Source organism: Membranihabitans marinus (assembly GCF_021729155.1).
GTDB classification, from domain to species: Bacteria; Bacteroidota; Bacteroidia; order Chitinophagales; family Saprospiraceae; genus Membranihabitans; species Membranihabitans marinus.
In genome coordinates this window covers 29,224-51,111 of record NZ_JAJQYA010000038.1, presented here as the reverse complement: position 1 = coordinate 51,111, position 21,888 = coordinate 29,224, and the positions used below count along the sequence as shown (strand labels likewise).

The 21,888-nt window shown below is 38.7% G+C and carries 14 protein-coding genes and 1 CRISPR repeat array; of the genes, 5 read left to right on the top strand and 9 right to left on the bottom strand.

Features of this window, described 5'->3' with window-relative positions; genetic code table 11:
- Positions 1-30: 30 nt before the first annotated feature.
- Positions 31-539: direct repeats of the CRISPR family, unit length 47 nt; unit sequence GTTGTGAATTGCTTTCAGATTTGTATTTTTAGATGCTGATTCGCAGC.
- Between the two features lie 70 nt (positions 540-609).
- From cas2 to cas9, 3 genes are read right to left on the bottom strand one after another with little or no spacing between them, the layout of a single operon-like run.
- Positions 610-915, bottom strand: a complete 306-nt coding sequence (cas2, locus tag LVD51_RS17445) for a CRISPR-associated endonuclease Cas2 (protein ID WP_236972650.1) — start codon at positions 913-915, stop codon at positions 610-612.
- 28 nt (positions 916-943) lie between these two features.
- Entirely contained in the window at positions 944-1,843 is a 900-nt protein-coding gene (gene cas1 / locus LVD51_RS17440) for a type II CRISPR-associated endonuclease Cas1 (protein WP_236972649.1), read from the bottom strand.
- Position 1,844: 1 nt separating this feature from the next.
- Positions 1,845-5,990, bottom strand: a complete 4,146-nt coding sequence (gene cas9, locus LVD51_RS17435) for a type II CRISPR RNA-guided endonuclease Cas9 (protein WP_236972648.1) — start codon at positions 5,988-5,990, stop codon at positions 1,845-1,847.
- A gap of 572 nt (positions 5,991-6,562) precedes the next feature.
- On the opposite strand from cas9, the gene LVD51_RS17430 reads away from it, so the two are divergent.
- Positions 6,563-7,261, top strand: a complete 699-nt coding sequence (locus LVD51_RS17430) for a DUF6438 domain-containing protein (protein ID WP_236972647.1) — start codon at positions 6,563-6,565, stop codon at positions 7,259-7,261.
- Between the two features lie 125 nt (positions 7,262-7,386).
- Here LVD51_RS17430 and LVD51_RS17425 read toward each other — a convergent pair whose 3' ends face one another.
- The 4 genes from LVD51_RS17425 to LVD51_RS17410 are packed head-to-tail and all read right to left on the bottom strand — an operon-like array spanning position 7,387 to position 13,049.
- The gene (locus LVD51_RS17425; RefSeq protein ID WP_262912804.1) at positions 7,387-8,130 is read right to left on the bottom strand and encodes a TIGR02757 family protein; all 744 of its coding nucleotides are present in this window, start codon (positions 8,128-8,130) and stop codon (positions 7,387-7,389) included.
- A gap of 41 nt (positions 8,131-8,171) precedes the next feature.
- Complete coding sequence (gene infB, locus LVD51_RS17420; protein ID WP_236972646.1) at positions 8,172-11,294, bottom strand: translation initiation factor IF-2; 3,123 nt, start codon at positions 11,292-11,294, stop codon at positions 8,172-8,174.
- A gap of 53 nt (positions 11,295-11,347) precedes the next feature.
- Positions 11,348-12,589, bottom strand: coding sequence for a transcription termination factor NusA (gene nusA, locus LVD51_RS17415; RefSeq protein WP_236972645.1), 1,242 nt, complete (start codon positions 12,587-12,589; stop codon positions 11,348-11,350).
- Between the two features lies 1 nt (position 12,590).
- Positions 12,591-13,049, bottom strand: a complete 459-nt coding sequence (locus LVD51_RS17410) for a ribosome maturation factor RimP (RefSeq protein WP_236972644.1) — start codon at positions 13,047-13,049, stop codon at positions 12,591-12,593.
- Positions 13,050-13,142: 93 nt separating this feature from the next.
- Here LVD51_RS17410 and LVD51_RS17405 point away from each other — a divergent pair, with 93 nt between their 5' ends.
- Positions 13,143-13,967 (top strand): purine-nucleoside phosphorylase, encoded by an 825-nt coding sequence (locus LVD51_RS17405; protein WP_236972643.1) that lies wholly within the window; start codon positions 13,143-13,145, stop codon positions 13,965-13,967.
- Between the two features lie 27 nt (positions 13,968-13,994).
- On the opposite strand, the gene porU2 is transcribed toward LVD51_RS17405, so the two are convergent.
- Positions 13,995-18,878, bottom strand: a complete 4,884-nt coding sequence (gene porU2, locus LVD51_RS17400; protein ID WP_236972642.1) for a putative type IX secretion system sortase PorU2 — start codon at positions 18,876-18,878, stop codon at positions 13,995-13,997.
- A 63-nt stretch (positions 18,879-18,941) separates the two neighbouring features.
- On the opposite strand from porU2, the gene LVD51_RS17395 reads away from it, so the two are divergent.
- From LVD51_RS17395 to LVD51_RS17385, 3 genes are all read left to right on the top strand, one after another.
- Entirely contained in the window at positions 18,942-19,505 is a 564-nt protein-coding gene (locus LVD51_RS17395) for a hypothetical protein (protein ID WP_236972641.1), read from the top strand.
- Between the two features lie 162 nt (positions 19,506-19,667).
- Complete coding sequence (locus LVD51_RS17390; protein ID WP_236972640.1) at positions 19,668-20,834, top strand: S1C family serine protease; 1,167 nt, start codon at positions 19,668-19,670, stop codon at positions 20,832-20,834.
- 73 nt (positions 20,835-20,907) lie between these two features.
- Entirely contained in the window at positions 20,908-21,630 is a 723-nt protein-coding gene (locus LVD51_RS17385; RefSeq protein WP_236972639.1) for a ComF family protein, read from the top strand.
- Here LVD51_RS17385 and LVD51_RS17380 read toward each other — a convergent pair.
- A complete protein-coding gene (locus LVD51_RS17380; protein WP_236972638.1) occupies positions 21,618-21,875 on the bottom strand; it encodes a 4a-hydroxytetrahydrobiopterin dehydratase in 258 nt (85 codons plus the stop codon). The genes LVD51_RS17385 and LVD51_RS17380 overlap by 13 nt on opposite strands.
- Between the last annotated feature and the right edge of the window lie 13 nt (positions 21,876-21,888).

The following is a 21,888-nucleotide window of genomic DNA, read 5'->3' as shown; positions in this document are numbered from 1 at the left end:
AATGTAGACTTTGGTTCTAATTTCACGGACGTTGTGAATTGCTTTCAGATTTGTATTTTTAGATGCTGATTCGCAGCTGAAGATGGAATACAACAAGCATCGTCCATGTTGTGAATTGCTTTCAGATTTGTATTTTTAGATGCTGATTCGCAGCTTTTTTTACATTCTTAATCCATTGCATGGGGTTGTGAATTGCTTTCAGATTTGTATTTTTAGATGCTGATTCGCAGCAGCTGTATTGCTGGCGGCAATTAAATATGTGTTGTGAATTGCTTTCAGATTTGTATTTTTAGATGCTGATTCGCAGCTTGCAAGATTATAGGAAGCTATGAGAACCGGTTGTGAATTGCTTTCAGATTTGTATTTTTAGATGCTGATTCGCAGCCGTTGCCTTTGATTGCCGTCAAGATTATAAGTTGTGAATTGCTTTCAGATTTGTATTTTTAGATGCTGATTCGCAGCGATTGAAGGCAATAGAATCCATGCCAGCACGTTGTGAATTGCTTTCAGATTTGTATTTTTAGATGCTGATTCGCAGCAGAACCAATGTAAGTCATTGATCTACTGCGAATTAACATCTTGTTCTAGAAATTAAATTCCAACATAATTTTAAAACATTTCTAGCTGCTGAGGAGGATTTTCAACTGCTGTAGCCCTTTTACCAAAAAACAATTCCATATTACCAAACTGTTTATCCGTCACGGTCAAAATACCTACATAGCCATTAGAAGGTAGGTTTTTCTTCGTCCGCTCTACATGGACTTTAGCATTTTCAATGGAAGGACAACAGCGTAAATAAATACTAAATTGAAACATCGTAAAACCATCAGCCATTAATTTTTTCCTAAACTTATTAGCAACACTGCGTTCTCGCTTGGTCTCCGTCGGCAAATCAAAAAATACAAAAACCCACATAATTCTATATTGTCCTATTCTCTGGAATTTAGTCATAAAGGCTGGGATAAAGGATTTTTCGTTTCTTCCCTTCATAACATCGATAAAGAGAATGACAGGTGCGCAACATGGCGTTCATTAGTGGACTACGCTTTCCATCTATCAACACATCCATCATAGGGATTTGTAACAGCTGCCGCTTTATACCAGTATCCAAAATAAAATTATACCCAATTTCATCCACTAATTCGGTGACCAAGCGATCCACCATGGGCCGATAAGGCTCCATAATGTCGTCCGCCAAACAATAAGCATTGTATTTATTTTTATGAAAAATACCTAAACCAGGGTGTAGACCAGTAGCTACCAAAGATCGAGCCGCAATCGCCCTTAAAATCGCATACCCATAATTTAGCAAATTATTAGGAGGAAGACCATCACGGTCTCGTTGAAATTCATCTATACCAAACAAATGCTGCCAATAATGAGCCGCTGCAAATGCTTCGTGGTTTTTCGCATCACCGCTCTGTACTTGCTTAGACCAATACTCCAATGTTCGACCATCTTTGCCTAATCTTTCTAGCACCAAGCCTTGATTCCGAATCTTCGTCCTCACCGTCTGCTGCCACAACTGTTTCTTGAGTGGCTTACTGACTTCAACCTGAATTTGTAAACGCTGACTCTGTTCACTATGTCCTTCCACCGCGAGCATCAAACCACAAGGCATATGGCGCTGATCACAAGTAATCAACACTACCTTTTGCGCTGTTAATCGCTGCATCAGTCCATGGGTCAAAGTAATCTGTGGATGTTCTAATACGATAATGCCTATATCTTCAATAGGCAGTCTTGCGGCCTTCTTTTTTGAATCTTTATAATCTACGACCATCTGCTGTTGCTCAGTCCGCAAATAGACGGGATTCCCAAAAAATATGGTGCGCTTTATCATATCAATATTCCCCGATTTGAACGATATCTCCTAAATGGTTTGTTCTAATTTTAATAATATTGCCAATATTGACTAATCCTGTTCTAATCCAAGTTTTCCAATGTAATTCTTTTATAGTTTCAACATTAGTTTCTAAATGATGCCTAAAAAAATAATCCTTACTAGTTATCTTCTGAACTCGAAATAAATGTGGACTTATCAATCCATAGTTTTGAGGATCAAATAAATCCACTTCGTGGGGATCAAACTCCTCCGTGGGAAAAAGAAACATCTCGTTTTGCTTCAATGTAAATAAAAACTCCCAACCTTCATCTGCCTTCCAATCCCGGTCAACGACAGGTAATCCCTCATTTACTCGAGCTACAGCCTCATACAATGAAACCACCTTCTCCTGGAGTTTTCCTTTATCATCTCTGTAGATGGCTACATGGTGATTGTTGCCTGTACTCACAAAATCTACTGGCTGTGGTCGCTGATCTTCATCTAAGATCAATTGACCCAAATGATCTTTTTTCTGATGCAATGATTCAACTTCCTTAACTCCAGTAATCGTTACTCGTTTAATAGCAATACCTTTTTCTTTATTCTGCCAAATGGGGTTCTTCTCTAGATCTCCAAAAGCTAATTTGGCATCGTTATTACAAGTGGCTAAGTGATCATTCAACAATTTTTTAATCTTATCATCTACCACCTTATCTATTTTCAAATCGGGTGCCACTTCCTTTCGAATCGTATAATAGGTTTCCATACTAACCGTCTTCACTTTTTCAGGTATGACTTCATTATTCTCCGTAACTATTGGTTTTTTTGTTGGTGAGTTTTTACCACCAAAAGCTTTCTTGGGATTCTCATCATTTTCAAATAAACATCGTTCTAAAGCATTTCGATAAACCGGATTGGTTACTTGCGAAATTTTTTCCATATCCCACTTAGTCCCTATTTTCTCTTCCTTGACCACAGGTCGCAACTTACGTCCGTAGATTGTTTCTTTATGCAATTGCCCCCGTGGGGTAAGCGTCAGCTGGTCTTCCTCGCATCCTTTCACCCTGTTAAAATTACGTGTTACCACCTTATTCTTAGTTTTAAAAGATACTAGGACACCTTCTAAATGGCGTTTGGCTTCTTGTCTAAAATTTTCCATCGGAGGAATAAACTTCCGTTTTTGATGCCCCTTACCATTTACATAATTTTTTGTGATTATATTTTTTTTACCCTCAAAACTATGATCCCTATTAGAGTCAGCATTTAAATTGTTAATATATTGCACATGGTTGTATGTCGTAAATGCCACGGTTAAAGCATCTAATGCATGATGTCTATGATCGTTGCGTTTCGTCCAATCCTCGATTTTTTCTACTTTTTGACCATATTTTCTCTCCTCCATTGAAGTTCGACCTGCAGCGCGGTATTTTGGTAGATTTAATTCCTTCATTACATTGATCAGATTCCAATCTTCTCTCAACAAACTCGTTATTTTGCCAGTAGAAGTATTCACAGTGTCTATTACTTCCTCCAACATTTCTTTGGCTTTCTTTGCTATGTATTGGCTATTTCTCAAATCCCTTTCAATAAAATCTTTCGGAATGTCTTCCTGTCTCATAATCAATTTGCGATATTTAGTTCGACTAATTTTTTGAAGACTGTAGAGCAATTCCACCCTGGACAAATAGCCATCTAAGTTTTGAGTCTTAATTTTTTCGATATAATCTAAAGCTGTCATATTACCTTTCTCTCGATTAATTTTACTAAAGGCCAAGGTTTTATTGGCAAATGAATCATCAAATAATCGAGATTGAGGAATGATGTGCTCTATTTCCACGTCCTTGCTATACAACATCTCAGGTTCAATGTGTTTATTGGTGTATATAGTATAATATCTCAAACCACTCAATTCCAAATAAAGCTTATACTTTATTATATCGCCCCGTGTAGGATTGGCTATATTAAAGGGAGGTTTACGTAGGGTTTTGACATAATCTTCATGCAGCCTTTTAGCCGCATTGATATTTTTTGTCATTTCAGATCGCTCTTTCGCTGATTTTTTCAATTCACGAGCCAATTCTATCCTTACTTCGTCTGGTTTCCCATAAGTATCAATGACTTGATTGACCAAGTTTACCATTTGATTCAGTATTTTTTCCACTACTGGATTACGCAAACTATTCTTAGGCAATATTTCAAGATAATCAGATAATACTCGTTGCGCTCTTTCCTCTTTATTCAAAGAATTAGAATGATTATAACCAGCTAATTTTGAAGCATCGGAATACAACAACCCCTGCTTAAGACCAGGCAAAATTTTCCGAATAGCTTTAGAACTCAAATTACCATAATCATTTTGAAAAACCACTTGAGCCAACAAGTGAGTATGGTCAATCTTAAATCCAAATTTTTGATGTAATACTTTCTTTAATGCCACACTGGATTGTCCATATTTTTCAACATCCTCAACTGCGATCTTTCCCATATCATCTTCTGCAGAATATAACAAATGCCATAGTTGAAAACTTTTCTGTTTTTGATATTCTTTTGTTTCTAAACTAGAGTCATAATCTAATACAGAAGGATCAATACCAATCACAGGAAAAACAGCTTTTAATTCCTCCAAAATCTCTGAGGTTTTTTTCTTCGCCCAATCAAAACCATATCCCTCCATTTCAGCAATCGCTTGATATACATTGAAGAGAGCTTGATTGCTTCGATTGCCCTCTATGTCAGATTTTATATTTATTGTCCAATCCTTCTCTTTCCAATTAAAGAATTTAAATAATTGAGATTTCTTCATATTCCCCCTCAAAAACAATTCTTCAAACAAAGCTTCTCTTTCGCTTGCATTTAGTTTATACTTCTCCCCTGTAGTATTATTCCTTAATTCCAGCAGATTGATTTGTTGTCTTATTTTAAATTCTTGAAACAGCGGTGATGATTTTGGAATAGCTCTTGGGCCGATAATTTTCTTTTTCTCTTTTCCATCTTTTGTAATAGTAATCGTCTTTTGTTCAAATTCACATAAACCAATCAAACCTTTCTGAGATTTTAACCGACGTTGATAAAAAATGACTACATCTCGAATTTCCGATTTCAAATCCTCATTTAATTGAGGATAGTACTTTTGTTGGGTTGACCATATTTTTTCAAATTCATCGAGATAATCCTGCCGATAGAAAACTTGACCTTTTAATCGAGTATGAGAATCCTCACATACTTGTTGATATAAATACTGTCCAAAAGTTAAATCGTTAAAATACAATATTTTACTCCTATCACTTATTGCCCCAAGATAACCACTAGAACTATTAAGGTTATGATTTATCTCTGTAATGACATAGGCCACCTCCTCTCTTGTTAAAGCCATATGTAAAGCATCATTCCGCCACTTATAAGCTTGCAACTTTTTATCTTCACGAGATCCTACCTTATTCTCTGCTGTATTAAATTGATATTGATGCCACCACATAGCTGCCGTAGCTTTCTGCCCCTTACCAGCAATAGCCATTCTAAATTCATCAGTGAGAATATTTGGATGAAATTCCTTTTGAAATTCCCAGACTGCATCCAATTCACGTTGTAAATCGGATCTATAAAAATCAGGGATATATTGTTTTCCAGACTTTAATTGGTTATAAACATATTGTCCAGGCAAAAGATTATTTTCATACATTTCCTTAGCTACAGCCATTCCATCGATTAGACTTCCCTCCTCTTCGTTTTTGGCTTTACGGCTACTCTTGTAGCCACGCTTTTTATTAATAGATAGTAGGACTCTAGCCAATTCTTCTAGACTTACTTTTTCAGATGCGGCCTTAGCTCTTATTTTTAAACTCTCAAATGTGGTGTTCTTCCCCGTTTCTGCCCAATGAAAGTTAGAGTCTATCCAACCTGCATTTGCCATTACTTCTATGAGGTTTTTTCTTCGTAACTTGAATCGTTGAAGATTTCTGCGGGCCCCTCGTTTAAGTGTGCGATCAGCATTTAATGACAAAGGATTCCCTTTTTCAAAATCACTTTGTTCATCTGCACTCAAAGGATTTACCCTTACTCCTAATTTTATTATTCTTGAATTTTCACCTTCTCTATCGGCTTCTTCAACCAGAGCCCATCCAATAGAAGTGGTACCTAAATCTAAACCCAAAATTTTCTTCCCCATTATTGATTCTTTAATTATAAATTCATATATTTGGCTTACAAATCTTTAAGCAATTCACAATAAGGATTATTCCGTTGTGAAAACATTTAAGTCGCCTCGTCTTATATTTCGGGGCATTTTTATTTTGTTTACCTACATTTTTTTTTCCCTTTTTTTAATTCTCGTCTATATTTGACCATATTGACGAATTTTATTATCCCCAACACCGAATTAAAAAACTTAAAATATCGAAATAATATAACACACCCGCATTATCACTAAGTTATTAAACACTAATATAATTAATATCTCTACAGAAAGCAATTTTTACCAAATAATAAAAACATATGATTGCAAATTAAAACAAGGCTTATCATTTAAGGATTTTTGAAAAAAAATGGCGGTTAAACAAACTTTTTTTAATCATTTCCGGTTAACCTAAATACTAGATAGTGGTTTATGTCAGTTGGGTTGTAGGGATCTTAATTCGCCCTCTCCTATAAGATTCCGTTACTTTTGAGCTAGAAGTGCAAGAAAATGAAAGCGTCAGTTTTCGCTGACATAAACCAATTTTTTCATCCTAATATCCCCTCGTGCAAGCCTATACCATACTCACCATCACCCTATTGTCCATACTTACAGCCTGTACTAGTCAACGATCCATGCAAAATACATCAACCAAGGACACTGTCCTCCTTACCTATCACCGCAATGGCTGTTACGGATTTTGCCCTGTCTACCAGGTGGAAATCAAAAAAAATGGTCAAGGTCAGTTTATTGGACAACGATACGTATCCATCATGGATAGCATGGACTTCGAACTCAGTCCCCCCTCATTGGCGGAAATAGAAACCATTCGCCAATCTCAAGAATATATCGACCTCTCCATTACCGAATCTGATCAGATCATCGTAGATGCCGCCAGTCTCTATTTCAAAGACCATGTAATGAATAAAGAAGGATTGATCAAAGGAATAATCCCACCATCTATTAAAGCATTAACCGCCATCGTAGATCGGAGATTAAAAGAATTGGAATACATCCCCGGCAATGGAGAAACCGCCATCGTCCAAGAAGAAATTATCGTACAAATAAAACCCAACCAAGACTTGCATACCATCAACGGCGAATACAAAACCTTTTCACTGTTCTATCTAAAATCATTGGGCCAAGATATCGCACTATATAAAATGATACTGCCCAAAAATAAGGTGGAGGCTGCCCTAGAGCAGATCAAACAAATGCCAAACGTAGTGGAAGTGCAGAAAAACCATACGCTGTCCCCTAGATAATGAGGTAATTGAGTAGGGATAAAGCCATGATTATAATAGCCACAGGAAGATGGATCGAACCTCCAATACCGATGAGAATTCATACCCAATAGATTTCAAAATGAGGGCTATAAATGGACTTCGTATTACTGGTCGAAAGGTTTATTCTTTTGCTCCATACCCATGGTAAATAAAGCAAAATCGTATTTCACAGGATCATCGGCATCCATCTTTCGGAGCTCATCGGTGAGTAGCTCTACCGAGGTCCAATCCGCCTTGGTCCGTGTCAACAAACCCAACTGCAAAGCGATGCGGTGAACGTGTACATCCAGAGGGATATACAATTGCCGAGGAGAAAATTCTTGCCATATTCCGAAATCTACATTGTTTTCATTGGATCTGACCATCCACCTAAAAAACATATTCAGCCTTTTACATGCAGAATTCTTGGCCGGTGTTGGTACGTGCTTTTTCGTACGATCCAAGGCATATTCGGAATTAAAAAATCGCTGCCGAAAACCTATAAAACCATTTTTCACCCCAGTAAACTCATCGTTCTCATCTCTAAAAGCCCATTCCAAACTTTGATGTTCGGCGTAAAACTCTTTGAGAAAATGAATAAAATAAAGGGTATCAGCGGGCTGAAAAGTTCTGTGTTTAAACTTTTCCAAGGTCTGTAAATCGCCTTCTTCGTGATGTTTAATAAAATCATAGGGAGAATTGTCCATCATTTCCATCAACAACAGTGATTTATTGATAATAGTCTTGCGCAAACCCCATGATAGGATAGCCGTAAAGAATCCAGCTATTTCAATATCCTGCTTTAGTGTAAACCGATGCGGGACTTGAATAGGATCGTCGGCACAGAAACGAGATGTCTCGTAATGCAGTGCCGCTTGATCTAATCTTTGTTTTATATCTGTAATAGACCTTAGTTTAGAGTTTGTTTAACCTCGATTACTTCGTAGGTTTCCAAATTATCCCCAGGTTTGAGATCATTAAAGTTTTTCACGGTAACCCCACACTCGATACCGGTCTTCACTTCTCTAACATCCTCCTTGTATCGTTTCAATGAGCTAATCTCCGCAACCGCTCCTTCTTTGGACGGATAAACAACAATTCCATCCCGTATGACTCGGATAAAGTTGTTTCTGTTAACCGTACCTTCCAATACATAACAACCGGCAACGGTTCCAATTTTGGATACTTTAAAGGTTTCACGCACTTCGAGTTGAGCAGTAATTTTCTCCTCCTTCGTCGGCTCCAACATACCCTCCATGGCCATGGTAATCTCTTCGATGGCATTGTAAATGATAGAGTATGTCTTGATTTCCACACCTTCTTGTTCTGCCAATTTTCTGGCGTTCAAGGAAGGTCGAACTTGGAAACCGATGATGATGGCATCGGAAGCCGTCGCCAACAATACATCTGATTCGATGATTTGACCAACGCCTTTGTGTATTACATTTACCTGGATAGTCTCTACACTCAATTTGATCAAACTATCTGCCAATGCCTCTACTGATCCATCCACATCCCCTTTGACAATAAGGTTGAGTTCTTTAAAGTTACCCAAGGCCAATCGTCGTCCGATCTCATCCAAACTAATACGTTTGGAGGCTCTATTGGTTTGTTCTCTAATGATCTGAGCACGTTTGGCGGCCAATTGTTTGGTCTCTTGCTCCGACTCTAATATCTTAAATTTCTCACCGGCTTGAGGTGCTCCACTAAGACCCAATACCAATACAGGTCGTGAAGGTCCAGCCGTTTTAACTCTCTTTCCATTCTCGTTAAACATCGCTTTTACCTTACCAGCGTGTTCCCCAGCTACCATGGCATCTCCGATTTTCAAAGTACCATTTTGAACCAACATTTTCGATACATATCCACGTCCTTTATCCAAGGATGCTTCTATTACAGTACCGTAAGCTGGTCGATTGGGATTGGCTTCCAACTCGAGCAATTCTGACTCCAGCAATATTTTCTCGAGCAACAAATCGATATTGGTACCGTTTTTGGCAGAAATTTCCTGTGATTGGAATTTTCCACCCCAGTCCTCAACCAAAAAGTTCATTGATGCCAATTCTTGCTTGATTCGTTCTGGATCAGCTCCAGGTTTATCAATCTTATTGATGGCAAATATTATAGGTACACCAGCTGCTTGAGCGTGACTAATGGCCTCCTTGGTTTGAGGCATTATTCTATCGTCGGCCGCTACTATAATCACTGCAACATCGGTCACCTTAGCACCCCTTGCCCGCATAGCGGTAAAGGCTTCGTGACCCGGTGTATCTAAGAATGTTATTTTTTTATTATTTTCTCCCACCACTACCTCGTAGGCTCCAATGTGCTGGGTGATACCACCGGCTTCACCACCGGCAACATTTTCCTTTCGAATATAATCCAGTAATGAGGTCTTACCGTGATCCACGTGTCCCATAACAGTCACTATCGGTGCACGTGATTCTATATCCTCGGGATTGTCTATGAATTCGTCCTCAATATCGATCTTCTCTTCCGCATCCACAAAAGTCAACTCGTGTCCGTATTCCTCGGCAACCAATTCAATGATTTCAGCATCCAATCGCTGATTGATAGATACAATTACCCCCATATTCATACAGGTCATAATCACATCGGTAGCCGATACATTCATTAGGTTGGCCAACTCTTGAACTGAGATAAACTCAGTCACTTCCAACTTCACGTCTTCTTCTTGCAGTTGCTTTAACTCCTCTTTCTCTCGAATATTCTCCCGCTTGTCGCGACGTGTTTTTTGTCGCTTATTCTTACCAGAATTGTTCAACCTGGCCATTGTAGCCTTAATTTGGTCTTCAATTTCTTTGTGGGTAACTTCTTTTTGTTCTTCTTGTTTTGACTTAGATGGTCTACCTCCTCTAGTCGTCTTTCTGTTAGCACCTCCACCAGATTTGTTATCTTGGGTCACCACTTTAGTACGACGTCTTCTTTTCTTGCGCGTAGCTGCTTCATCAGCCTCTTTACTTCCCTCTTTAGCTGTTCCATCAGCCTTCTTGGTAGTATCTGTTTTTACATCTTTTTTGCGAGAATCCTTTTTGGATTTTTTAGGCTTTTCGAATTGGGCAGTATTTATCTTACCCATAATCTTCAATCCCTTCAACTGTGGAGCATTGGCGCGAATTAACCCTCCATCTTCAGATTTCTCTTCATCGGCCTTGGCAGCTTCTTCTGCTGCAGGCTTTTCTTGCTCGACTTTTTCGACTGGTTTTGATTCAGCTTTATCCGCTGTACCGGCCTTTTTGACTTCTGGCTTATCCGCTGCTGGTTTTTCAACCACTACGTCTGCCTTTGGTTTTTCAGACACTTCTTTTGCCGCTACTTCTTCCTTGGGTTTTACTGGCTCTTTGGCCACTTTTTCCTCTTTGGAATCCGGCTTAGCAGGCGGAGTTTCGACAGACTTCTCTGTCTTTTTCGCCTTCTTCTTAGGAGTGAGATCAATCTTACCTACAACTTTCAATCCCATTTTTTCTGGGCCTGACTCTACCGGTTTTTTGACTTCTTCCTCCTCTTCCTTCTTCTCTTCTTTTTCCTCAATAACAGGGGCTACCTCCTCTTTTACTGGAGCTACTTCTTCCTGCTTTACTTCTTCTACCACTGGAACCTCAGGAGCTTTTTCTTCCACGACTGGGACTTCTTGCTCAACTACTGGTTCTTCAGCTACAGGTTCTTGGATTACTTCCACAACTTCTTCTTTGGGTGGAGCTGGCGGTACTTCTTTTTTAGGTAGTACAGGATCCACTGGACTTGGTTTAGGAGCTGGTGGAGTTACTTTTGCTTCCACCTCTTTTTCTACTTCGTCTTTATGTTGTCTATTGGTCCCGATTATCAACTGATCAGCTTGTTCTTTCACGGCCATTGAGCCCTGAAATTCATGCACAAGCAAATCATACATTTCGTCGGAAACCTTTGCCGTCGGCTTATTATCGATATCAAATCCCTTGTTAGATAAAAAATCTACAATGGATCCGGTACCAACATTTAATTCCTTAGCAATTTTTACTAATCTTTTAGACATTCAGTTTGTTATATTTATCCTGCAAAATAATAAAAGTGGAAGCCAAAACCTATTTATTCTTCTTCAAATTCAGCTTCCAATATTTTAATGACTTCTTCTACCGTTTCTTGTTCTAAGTCTGTCCTTCTCACCAATTCTTCGGTACTTAAGTTCAATACGCTTCGAGCAGTATCACAACCGATGCCTTTCAATTCATCGATTACCCACTCTTCTATTTCATCTACAAATTCGTCCAAGTCGACATCGTCCACTTCAAATTCTTCGACATCTCTATATACATCAATTTCGTATCCGGTCAATTTAGAGGCTAATTTAATATTATATCCTCCTCTACCAATGGCCAATGATACCTGATCGGGCTTCAAATATACCGAAGCTCGCATTTTTTCTTGATCCAAATCGATACTGGTAATCTTCGCTGGCGTCAGTGAACGCTGGATAAACAATACCGTATTATTGGTAAAGTTTACAATATCAATATTCTCATTTCTCAATTCACGCACAATACCGTGAATTCTAGATCCTTTCATCCCTACACATGCCCCTACTGGATCGATTCTATCGTCATAGGACTCAACCGCCACTTTGGCACGCTCTCCAGGTAGTCTTACTATGTTCTTAATGGTAATCAAACCATCTTCTATCTCTGGCACTTCTTGTTCCATCAATCGCTCTAAGAACATATTGTCAGTACGTGAAACAATTACAGCGGGATTGTTGTTCCGCACATCCACTTTTTTTACAACTGCTTTTACCATATCGCCTTTTCGGAAGAAATCTCCCTTAATCATATCGCTCTTGGGTAATATCAGTTCATATCCTGTGGCATCGTCAAATATCAACAATTCTCTCTTCAAGATTTGATTCACTTCTCCGTTAATCATCTCTCCTACACGCTCTTGATATCTATTGAAAATATCATCTTTTTCGAGCTCCATAATTCTGGAGATCAAGGTTTGTCTGGCAGCCATAATAGCTCTTCGACCAAAATCAATTAGGTGAATTTGTTCATAACATTCTTCCCCTATCTCATAATCTTCTTCAAAACTTTTGGCTTCGGTAATAGATATCTCCGTTTGTTCATCTGTCACCTCACCATCGGGTACAATCTGTCTCACCCTCCACAGCTCTAAATCTCCTTTCGTTGTATTGACAATGATATCGAAGTTCTCATCAGATCCATATTTCTTTTTGATCAATGTTCGGAAAACATCTTCCAACACTCTGACCATCGTAGGTCTGTCTATATTCCTTCCCGTCTTAAACTCGGAAAAAGTATCAACTAAATTGACCATTTTATTTAAATTTAATTTGTACTAATGATTTTTGAATCACATCAAAGGACAAGGTCTCTGTCGCTACTTCTCGCTTTGATTTTTGAATATTTAAAACAATTTCCTCTGGCTGAACCGACACTAATTCTCCGATTAGGGTCCGTCCGTCCACTAAATCCACTTTTAATTCTCGTCCAATGTTCTTTTTATATTGTCGAACCATGGTCAATGGCCTATCTAATCCCGGTGATGATACATCCAAACCATAATGTTCTCCCAATAACAACGTATCGTCTAGATACGACTCAATTTGACGGCTAAAAGCCTTGCACTTAGGAAGGGTCATTCCTGAATCACTATCCATATAAACTGTTAGATAATTTCCTCCCGCATTGTATTTAATCTCTGTGACAAAACAATCTTGAAAATCAGGTTCCATTATCTTTTCTTCGATAACCTTTCTTATTTTATCTTCATCCATATTATATAATTAAAAAGAGGGAACACCAGGTTCCCTCTCCTACTACAGTGCAAAAGTACTGAAAAACAACGAAAAACCAAAAATAAAATATATATGTCACTGATTTCAAAACTTCAAATGGCTCAAACCATCATCCAAACTCGAATAAATCAATGGCCCAAGCAAGCAATTTGGCTAGGATCTGGCCTTTCAGCCCTCATTAAAGATTTTGAAATACATAAAAAAATTCCATTAACCGACCTTCCATTCCATGCTGTCGCCAACCTTTCACACATGGACAATGGCCTGTATTTGGCTACGATATCACATAAACTCTGTTGGATTGTCGGTGGCAGAATACACCATTATGAAGGATACAGTGGTGAAGAAATCACCTTTCTTATTCGACTTCTAGCCTATGGCGGATGTGATAGATTTTTATTGACCAATGCTTCGGGAAGTGTTGACCCACAAATCTCCAAAGGCAGCTTGGTATTGATCGATGATCATATCAACTGGTCCTTGCCCAGTCCTTTAATCGGAGAAAATGAAGCGACCTTGGGACCCAGATATCCGCAAATGTTGGATGCCTATGATGAAAAATATCGCAAAGTATTATTAAAATTTGCTGCGCATCACCATATCCAATTGCATTCCGGCATTTATCTTGGAGTGTCCGGTCCGCAATTGGAGACCAAAGCCGAATACCAACTTTTTCACAAATTAGGAGCTCATATCATTGGCATGTCCACCATCCCTGAAGTCATCGCAGCACGTCATATGAACAAATCCGTAACCGCTCTATCCATGGTATCCAATGATATCTCAGACATACAATCTATGCACGTCTTTTCCATGCAAGAATTTTTACAATCGATTGAAGATAAAAAATCAGATATCCTATCCCTTATCGATTGTTGGCTCAATTGTACAGAATAACCATTGTTAGGACATGGTAATGGTCCGCTATCTCAACTTAACAATTTTACCAATATTGTCTTTAAAATATTGATCCACTTCCGATATCTGATGTTCGGTAAAATTCGAATTTTCCATATCTCGAACAATCACCTTATACAAATAGATGCCTGGAGCCAGATTCTGATTGTAATTATCTTTTCCATCCCACACATAATTCGATAAATGACTGCCAATGTTCATCGTTCCAAACTCCTGCTTGGTGATTTCCTTAACCAAACGTCCACTCGGCGTATAAATCAATATTGAAAAATACTCGGGTTCTACAGTACCAGTCAAAGTATAGGCAAATCTCATGGAATTGACAAAGGGATTGGGATAAGGCAAAAATCTACTTATCCTACTTTCATTGATTATTTCGAATTCAATACTGTAATCTGCATCTTCAGAATTATTGTATTCATCCCTAGCTCGTAATTGTAGGCTATATATGCCATCCTCACTAAATTCTGAATAATATTTCAATACAACACGATCATCTAAATAGTCGACATCTAATTTGGGATCGGACTCCAATATATTGACTTGAGATCCATTGGGGTATTGAATGCTAAAATCAAAAGCCAATGGCTGACCTAAATTATTTTCCCCTATTTCTGCAATTTCCGCGACAATCACTGTTTTGGGAGATACTATATCGCGATTGAGTATATATTGATTGTCAAAAGTCACTTCAATTTTTGGCGCCAAAATATCTTTATTGAGCTTAACCACTGTGAGGATTGAATTATTATATTCCACCGCCTCATCAATCTTATTGGATGGATCTACCACTATCTTAAAAATAAAGTCAGAATTAATTTCTGAAGCTAAATCAATTTCAAATGCTCGATAGGGAGACAGCTCATCCGTGCTCAATACCAAGGTCTGTTCCCAGTGATAACTCTGGGTGATGATTTCATATCCAATTTCAATAGAATCAGCTTCTACATCCTCTATCCCGATTAGTTGATAAGCCACATATAACTTTCGCTTAGCTAGAGCTTCTTCACTATACAATGGGGTTTTGTCAACATTGCTGACACTTAAATCAATCTTGTAATCCCCCCTAACTCGCCAGTGCTGAATACTGGGAATAGACCGAAGGGCAAAATCACTTATCTCCGCAGCCCATCTGAAGCGATCAATATTTTCATATTCCAACTGATTCAAAGTCGTTGAATTTTCATAGTTTAAGGACTGCGGCTGTCCATCTCTTACCTCAATGACACCTGTGTATTTGACCAGATCACTCTCTTCACCGTTGGTATTCTGAAGAGATATTTCAGTTATATTATCCAGATAAGATACGTAAGAGGAGGACATACTGGCGTCGGTATGAGGTGCTTCGAATATCAATATATCATTAAAAGCCTCTCCGGCATTCAACAAACCTTCGTAAAGGACTTCCCCGCCTTCGCGATACATAAAAGTAAAAGTTTTGCGATCATCTTTTTCCAATTCTCTAATTAAATTAGATCCCTTGGATTCGAAAAAATTAAAAAGATTGACGCCCTGATGATTCACAGAATCCAATGCCCAAGTATTTCCTTGAGGGGAATCACCTTCTGTACTATTCCACACTAGCACCAGGTCGCCCGGTTGAGATTCTGTTTTGATTAAATCGATAAGTGAACTTCTCTGATCTTCCTCAGATACTATAAAGCAAAATGTTTTAAGGATACCATCACTCTCTAAAGGATGATAACTATTGTACAGTCCAGGGTGAGGATTCTCGACAAAATCATTGATGGACGGTCTAAAAATAGATACGTTGATTCCAGGACCTATCATTCGGGAATACGTCCTACTTATCTCGGCATTGTACGTAGCATCGGCCTTAAAAGGCCCGTGTATTAAATACAACTCATTTTTTATGGTTTCAAAATGAAAACCCTCATTGTCAATCGTCATTTGAAACAAACTATCCTCTGCAAATTGACCGAAGTGAGATTGGTTCCATCCCGTCTGTCCATTGATACATACAAAGGAATGAGTGGCACTAAAGAGCGAATCTGAAACTCCAGATACTCGCCAATAGTAAACTTTGTTTTCCTCAAATGTCAATGGATTGTCAAAGGATACCGTAGCCAAATCGGAAGACTTTTCAATTGATTTTTTAAAACTGGAATTAAAAGTTGGAATGCTATCTATTTCTAAAAGATAATTAACCTCTGACTGTCCTATATTCCCATTAAAAAATACGAAACTAGGACCGGTTGTCGGCACAATGGATTCGTGGTAGGGATACACCAGTTGTAGAGCTGAATTGCGAACATAGATCTCATACCCCAATTTATTTTCAACGTATAATACATTGTTTTGCTCTCCCCCAATACTGGGAAATTCAGCGATTTCCTTATTGGGATCTAGAGTTAAGAAAACCAAATTCCTTCCCTCCATATTATCTAATACCGGAATATCTATCGTCACATAATTATCGTAACCATCAGCCACAAACTTTACCGTATCTACTACTATTCGCTGACCATTGGGCAACTGGACTTCTACTGCCATACCGATGGAATCATTGCGATTGATTCCCAAATTTTGAACTGAAATCGTCAATTCAATTTTTTCGTCCAATAATGATGGGATCTCTGGCTCAATAGATGCAGAATTTTCATTAAAAGCATAATCGGGGCCTGTAGCGTGATAGGATTTGAGAGCTGGATCACCACAAAAAGTAAATACCGATATTAAATGACTATGGCTCAACCCCAGTTTGGAATGGGTAGTGGCCAATATTTCCCCCAATGATTGACCGTACATATTGCCGCCAAATTCGTCGTAAAAGACATTGGCAAAATTTTGAAGCGTATGTAAGTATTCTGAACTCGCCGTACTTAAGAATGCAATAGATCCAATATCTGGAGTGAGAACAAATAACTCAGATAAGTTTTTGGTCTTTAAAAATATATTTCCACTCGAGCATCCTAGGGCAACAAAAATGGGCAATTTCCCTTGATTTTCATACTCTCCAATATTGTCGATATCAAAATCCAGAGCGGATGAAGCACTGTGTCCCAAAAATGATATTAGAGCTCCTCCCCCATTGATTTGCTCATAGATTTCTTCTTGTTCCGGAGATTCATCTGTACCAAAACTACTCTTGTAATAGGAAACGACATTGGCAGCGAAAGAATCCTGTTCAATCTTTTCGCCCACAGTATCCATAGTTCTGGCTATCGTTGCATATATTCCGCGATCACCTCCATTGAAATGAAATATTTTTTTCAACCACCTTCGGTCTTCTATATTCTCTGGATGGTTGACTACAGATTCATACTGCTTTATCTTTTCGAGATAAGTCAATATCTCATCTGGACTCACTACTGGAATTCTTCCTACAGCATATAGGGGGATAGGATTAAACCGATCAGAAACCAATAAGTTATCCGAGCCATAATATCCAAAAGTAGGGACAAAGTGCACTGTATTTTTCACTTCCTTGTATTCGCTGGTCTTGCGAGCATAGCTATAGGTCACCCCTTTCCCAATAATATTGACAAAGCGCAGGGGTAGGTTGTTGTTGGAAATAGATTGAATAAAATTTCTAATCGCGTAGGGATTCCCTTCTATACCATATATAAACTGATCTCGCAACTGATCGATATCGGCAATCAACACTTTGTATCCCCCCCCAATGGTAGACGATCTATAATCGGCGTAGGCCTGAACAGCATCTCCACCACTGGTCTCTTCCCGCAACACGGAATTGGTAATGATTAAATAATCAAAATCCTCGATTAAATAATTTTCAAAATTTATTGGCTGTATAGATTCAGTTGTTACAGCATGGTTGCCAAAACCATATACTGCATTCGGCTGATTGTCGACAGTAAACACCACAATATCATCACTGATTCGACCTCTATAAGCTCGACCATTCACATAATCAAACAACAATTCATCGGCATATTCCATTCCAAAGGTCAGATCTTGTAAGCCCGCAATATCTCCCAATGAAAAGACTTGATGTTGACTACTCGAATATTTTTCTGAATCCATTTCATAATGGGCCTTAAAATAGGAGAAGCCAGCTCGTTCTGTAGAAAGCTCACAAAGCAATCGAAGTTTGGTAGTGGAGGTTAGTTCTGACGCTGACAGGGTTAAATTTACCTTTTTTACTTGCTGAGGTCTGTTGTTTTCTACCTTGGTCACCCATTTATCTTGTAAATACACATCGTATACACTGGTTCGGATATCTCCCGCAGTGCCTATTTCTATCCTTACACTATCGCTTGAGATATTGCTTACCGGGATGGAAACATTGACTGAATTGTCTTTTCGGAAAATACTGGCATAGCCTTCTAAATCTATAAAATCGGGTTCAAAAACACCGGAGTAGGCTTCGGTATAATGTCGATCAGAAAAAACGGTAGTAGAGATAACATTTACCCTAGATCGTTCCATGCCGCCATTCAATTCTGATATGGAATATCGACGCCCGATCCCTTGGCTTTCAAAACTCAAAAAATAAACACTGGTGTCGGAAAACAGACTGTATTCGGGATTGAGCAATTCGGTGGAGACATCCTCAAACATAAATTCTTCATTGTAGCCCCGGTTTTGCTGACCGTAAAACAATATATAATCACCGGGATTCAATCCCCCATCGGAACTGATAAATACGGGAACTTCCTCACCATTGTGATGCAATCGCACATTTTGACTTAATAGCTCATCTTCTTCTATCCCCAAATTGGAGAGGGCTTCGTAACTGATTTTTTTCCAACCATCTTCCCCCACAGGGATTCGGTAATAAGTCTGATCGTAGTCAATCCACTCATTGCCATACAAGGTTTGTTGGCCTGGACTAACAATTTGAGCATTGCCATAAACCACTGCGAACAGAAACATTGCAATACCAAAAAAATTCTTTATCTTCATCAATATTTCATTTGGAATATTCAAAAAAGTAATTTCATAATCCTTTGAAAGTGAGAAAGACAAATGATGTGGTTAAAAAATAAAATAATTCTTTCAGCCCTGGCTGTACTTCTTTCACAAATATGTTTCTCACAAAACAAAGATAGCGATTTTTATTTCAACGAATATTTTTCCAGTTTAGTAAAAAAAGTAGGCTTAAATATTGAAATAGATTCACTTAAAGGCTATGTTTTATCCAACCAAAATCAACTATTTGGAAATGAATGGGATCTTGTATTGACTCATGCCGGGGAACAAAACATTGTATATGTAAAATATCACCCCAACTCCAATCACCCTCCTATTCACTTTTCACATTTGGTGACCAATGTTATGGAAAATACAGAAAGTAATTCCACAGCCTTTTATACACTAGATCCCATCTTTATAGCAACCGTTCTCCACGCCAATTGGGCCAATGATGCAAGGTTCAAACCCAAAGAATACGAGAACCATACTGCCTATGCCAGAAGTTTTTACAACGAAACCAGGCAAGACCAAATAACTATATTGCTCATAGGCAAAGACATTCCCTATCTCTCTACACCAAAAGAAATTCAAGCCTTCAAATTCCAACCTGTTGAATAATAACAAATTACATTTTTCTAAAATCATTTTACAGAAAAAAATGTTATCATAGTATACCAAGACCATCGTCATTACCATTGAATGTATGGTATACTTTAATGTAATAATGTATCTTTGTAACAGTTGTATTATTTGAAAAAAGAACAAATAAATATGGTTTTTATGAAAAAATTTGGAGGATTTATTCTTGCCGGAATTTTGGGTGGTTTACTGGTATTGGCAGGTGATCACTATTTACACCCCAGTAAACCAAAACAAATTGAAGAAATAAAAAAAGATTTTACTTTCCCTACGACCCCTGTCAGTCAGCGGAGTCCTCAAAATATGGATCGAGATCTGACGGTAGCAGCGGCCAAAGCCATGCCTACGGTAGTCCATATCAAAGCGGCGGAGAGCGAAGACAAAGCCAAGCAGCGATACAACGAAAAAAACAGGCAGCGATACAACGATCCTTTTAGATTCTTTTTCAATGAACCTTTTAGAGGACCAAAGGTAGGTTTCGGCTCTGGAGTCATCATCCAAGAAGATGGCTATATCGTGACCAATGATCACGTCATAGAATTCGCCGACCATTTTGAAATCACCATGAACGATAAGATGACATATACGGCAACTGTCATCGGAAGAGATCCCGATGTCGACTTGGCGGTATTAAAAATTGAATCAGATCAAAAGTTTGATGCCATCGAATTGGGCAACTCCGACGATGTCAAAATCGGAGAATGGGTATTGGCCGTAGGCAATCCATTTGACCTAACCTCTACCGTAACCGCCGGTATCATTAGTGCCAAAGGGAGAAGCAACATAATAGAACGCGAAAACGCCATCGAGGATTTTATCCAAACCGATGCCGTAGTCAATCGCGGCAATTCTGGAGGAGCCCTCGTCAATGCCTACGGAGAACTTATAGGCATCAATACTGCCATAGCCTCTCCAGATGGACTCTATGCTGGATACGCTTTTGCCATTCCCATCAATATTGCTCGACAAGTAATCGAAGATATTATCTCCGGGAAGGCCCCTAAAGTGATAACCGGTGAAACCACTGGTCGTCCCTATATAGGTTTCGAATTGGAACCCGTTACCCCTGAAGTAAGTGCCTATTACAAGTTGCCTAGCGATTATGGCTTATTTGTGTACGAGGTAGACAAGGAAGGACCAGCAGATAAAGCAGGCATCCAAAAAGGAGATATCATTTTGGCAGCGAATTCCAATAAAATGGAATCTAACAATGACTTCTTGCGAGAATTGGATACTGTGACTGAAGGCAATTTAGAACTTATCATCAATCGAAAAGGAGATATAATAAAAATAAAAATACCGATTTAGATCCATACCGTCTAGTCTACTGAATGCTGGTCATTTGACCAGATATATTTTGTCAATTTTAATCTGTGTTCCAATGAATACTCCTTCATGGAATATATGGCGTGGCGTACAAGATATTTTATTTCCTCCTGTCTGTCTATTTTGCTCTGAAGATTTACAATACAGGAAGGAGGAAATTCTTTGCCCATTATGCAGGGCCCATTTGCGCTATTCCGACACCCACATTGTCCTACACCGCGACCTCATGGAAAGAATGAATGATTATTATAGTTTTGAATGGGTGTTTTGCAAGTATAGATTTCCCAATCTCAGCAAAGTAAAGGAATTGATCTACCATTTTAAATACAAAAATCTCAATTACATCGGCTATATCGAAGGCCTTCACTACGGTCACATTATTCAATCCAAATTGTTATCCCTTGAAATATCCCATCTTATCCCCATCCCCATTCACTGGCGCAAGCAACTGTCTCGAGGATACAATCAATGTATACCTCTTACTCAGGGCTTGTCCGAATCTACCAATATTCCAATGATCGTGAATTGGCTGTATCGAAAAAAGAATACGAAATCACAAACCAAACTCAATAAGACAGAGCGATTACAGAATATGAAAAACGCTTTCGGGCTTCGACGACGGAATCTAGCCATCACCGAACAGCCTCATTTTCTCTTAATAGACGACGTACTCACTACCGGCATCACTCTTTCCGAAGCTGCCATCTGCATTCATCAACGCTATCCCTCAGCTAAAATATCCGCCTGCACCCTAGCCTATAAAGACTATACCGACTGAGATTTTTCTTCGAGATATAGCTTTGAAATGGCGTCCGCAAGATCTCTATCCTTCTGGGTCACTTTATTACCAGCTTCATGGGTACTCAATTTAAATAAAACCTTGTTGTACACATTGCGCCAATCGGGATGGTGATTGAGTTTTTCCGCTATTATAGCCACCTTTGTCATAAATCCAAAAGCTTGAATAAAATCGGCAAATTCGAATGTTTTCGAAAGGTATTCTTCTTTTTCTAGCCAGCTCATCGTTATGGATTTA

Coding starts and splice junctions, on each gene's coding strand:
- cas2 (WP_236972650.1), bottom strand. CDS start 915: ATGTGGGTTTTTGTATTTTTTGATTTGCCGACGGAGACCAAGCGAGAA.
- cas1 (WP_236972649.1), bottom strand. CDS start 1,843: ATGATAAAGCGCACCATATTTTTTGGGAATCCCGTCTATTTGCGGACT.
- cas9 (WP_236972648.1), bottom strand. CDS start 5,990: ATGGGGAAGAAAATTTTGGGTTTAGATTTAGGTACCACTTCTATTGGA.
- infB (WP_236972646.1), bottom strand. CDS start 11,294: ATGTCTAAAAGATTAGTAAAAATTGCTAAGGAATTAAATGTTGGTACC.
- nusA (WP_236972645.1), bottom strand. CDS start 12,589: ATGGTCAATTTAGTTGATACTTTTTCCGAGTTTAAGACGGGAAGGAAT.
- LVD51_RS17410 (WP_236972644.1), bottom strand. CDS start 13,049: ATGGATGAAGATAAAATAAGAAAGGTTATCGAAGAAAAGATAATGGAA.
- LVD51_RS17405 (WP_236972643.1), top strand. CDS start 13,143: ATGTCACTGATTTCAAAACTTCAAATGGCTCAAACCATCATCCAAACT.
- porU2 (WP_236972642.1), bottom strand. CDS start 18,878: ATGAAGATAAAGAATTTTTTTGGTATTGCAATGTTTCTGTTCGCAGTG.
- LVD51_RS17395 (WP_236972641.1), top strand. CDS start 18,942: ATGATGTGGTTAAAAAATAAAATAATTCTTTCAGCCCTGGCTGTACTT.
- LVD51_RS17390 (WP_236972640.1), top strand. CDS start 19,668: ATGAAAAAATTTGGAGGATTTATTCTTGCCGGAATTTTGGGTGGTTTA.
- LVD51_RS17385 (WP_236972639.1), top strand. CDS start 20,908: ATGAATACTCCTTCATGGAATATATGGCGTGGCGTACAAGATATTTTA.
- LVD51_RS17380 (WP_236972638.1), bottom strand. CDS start 21,875: ATGAGCTGGCTAGAAAAAGAAGAATACCTTTCGAAAACATTCGAATTT.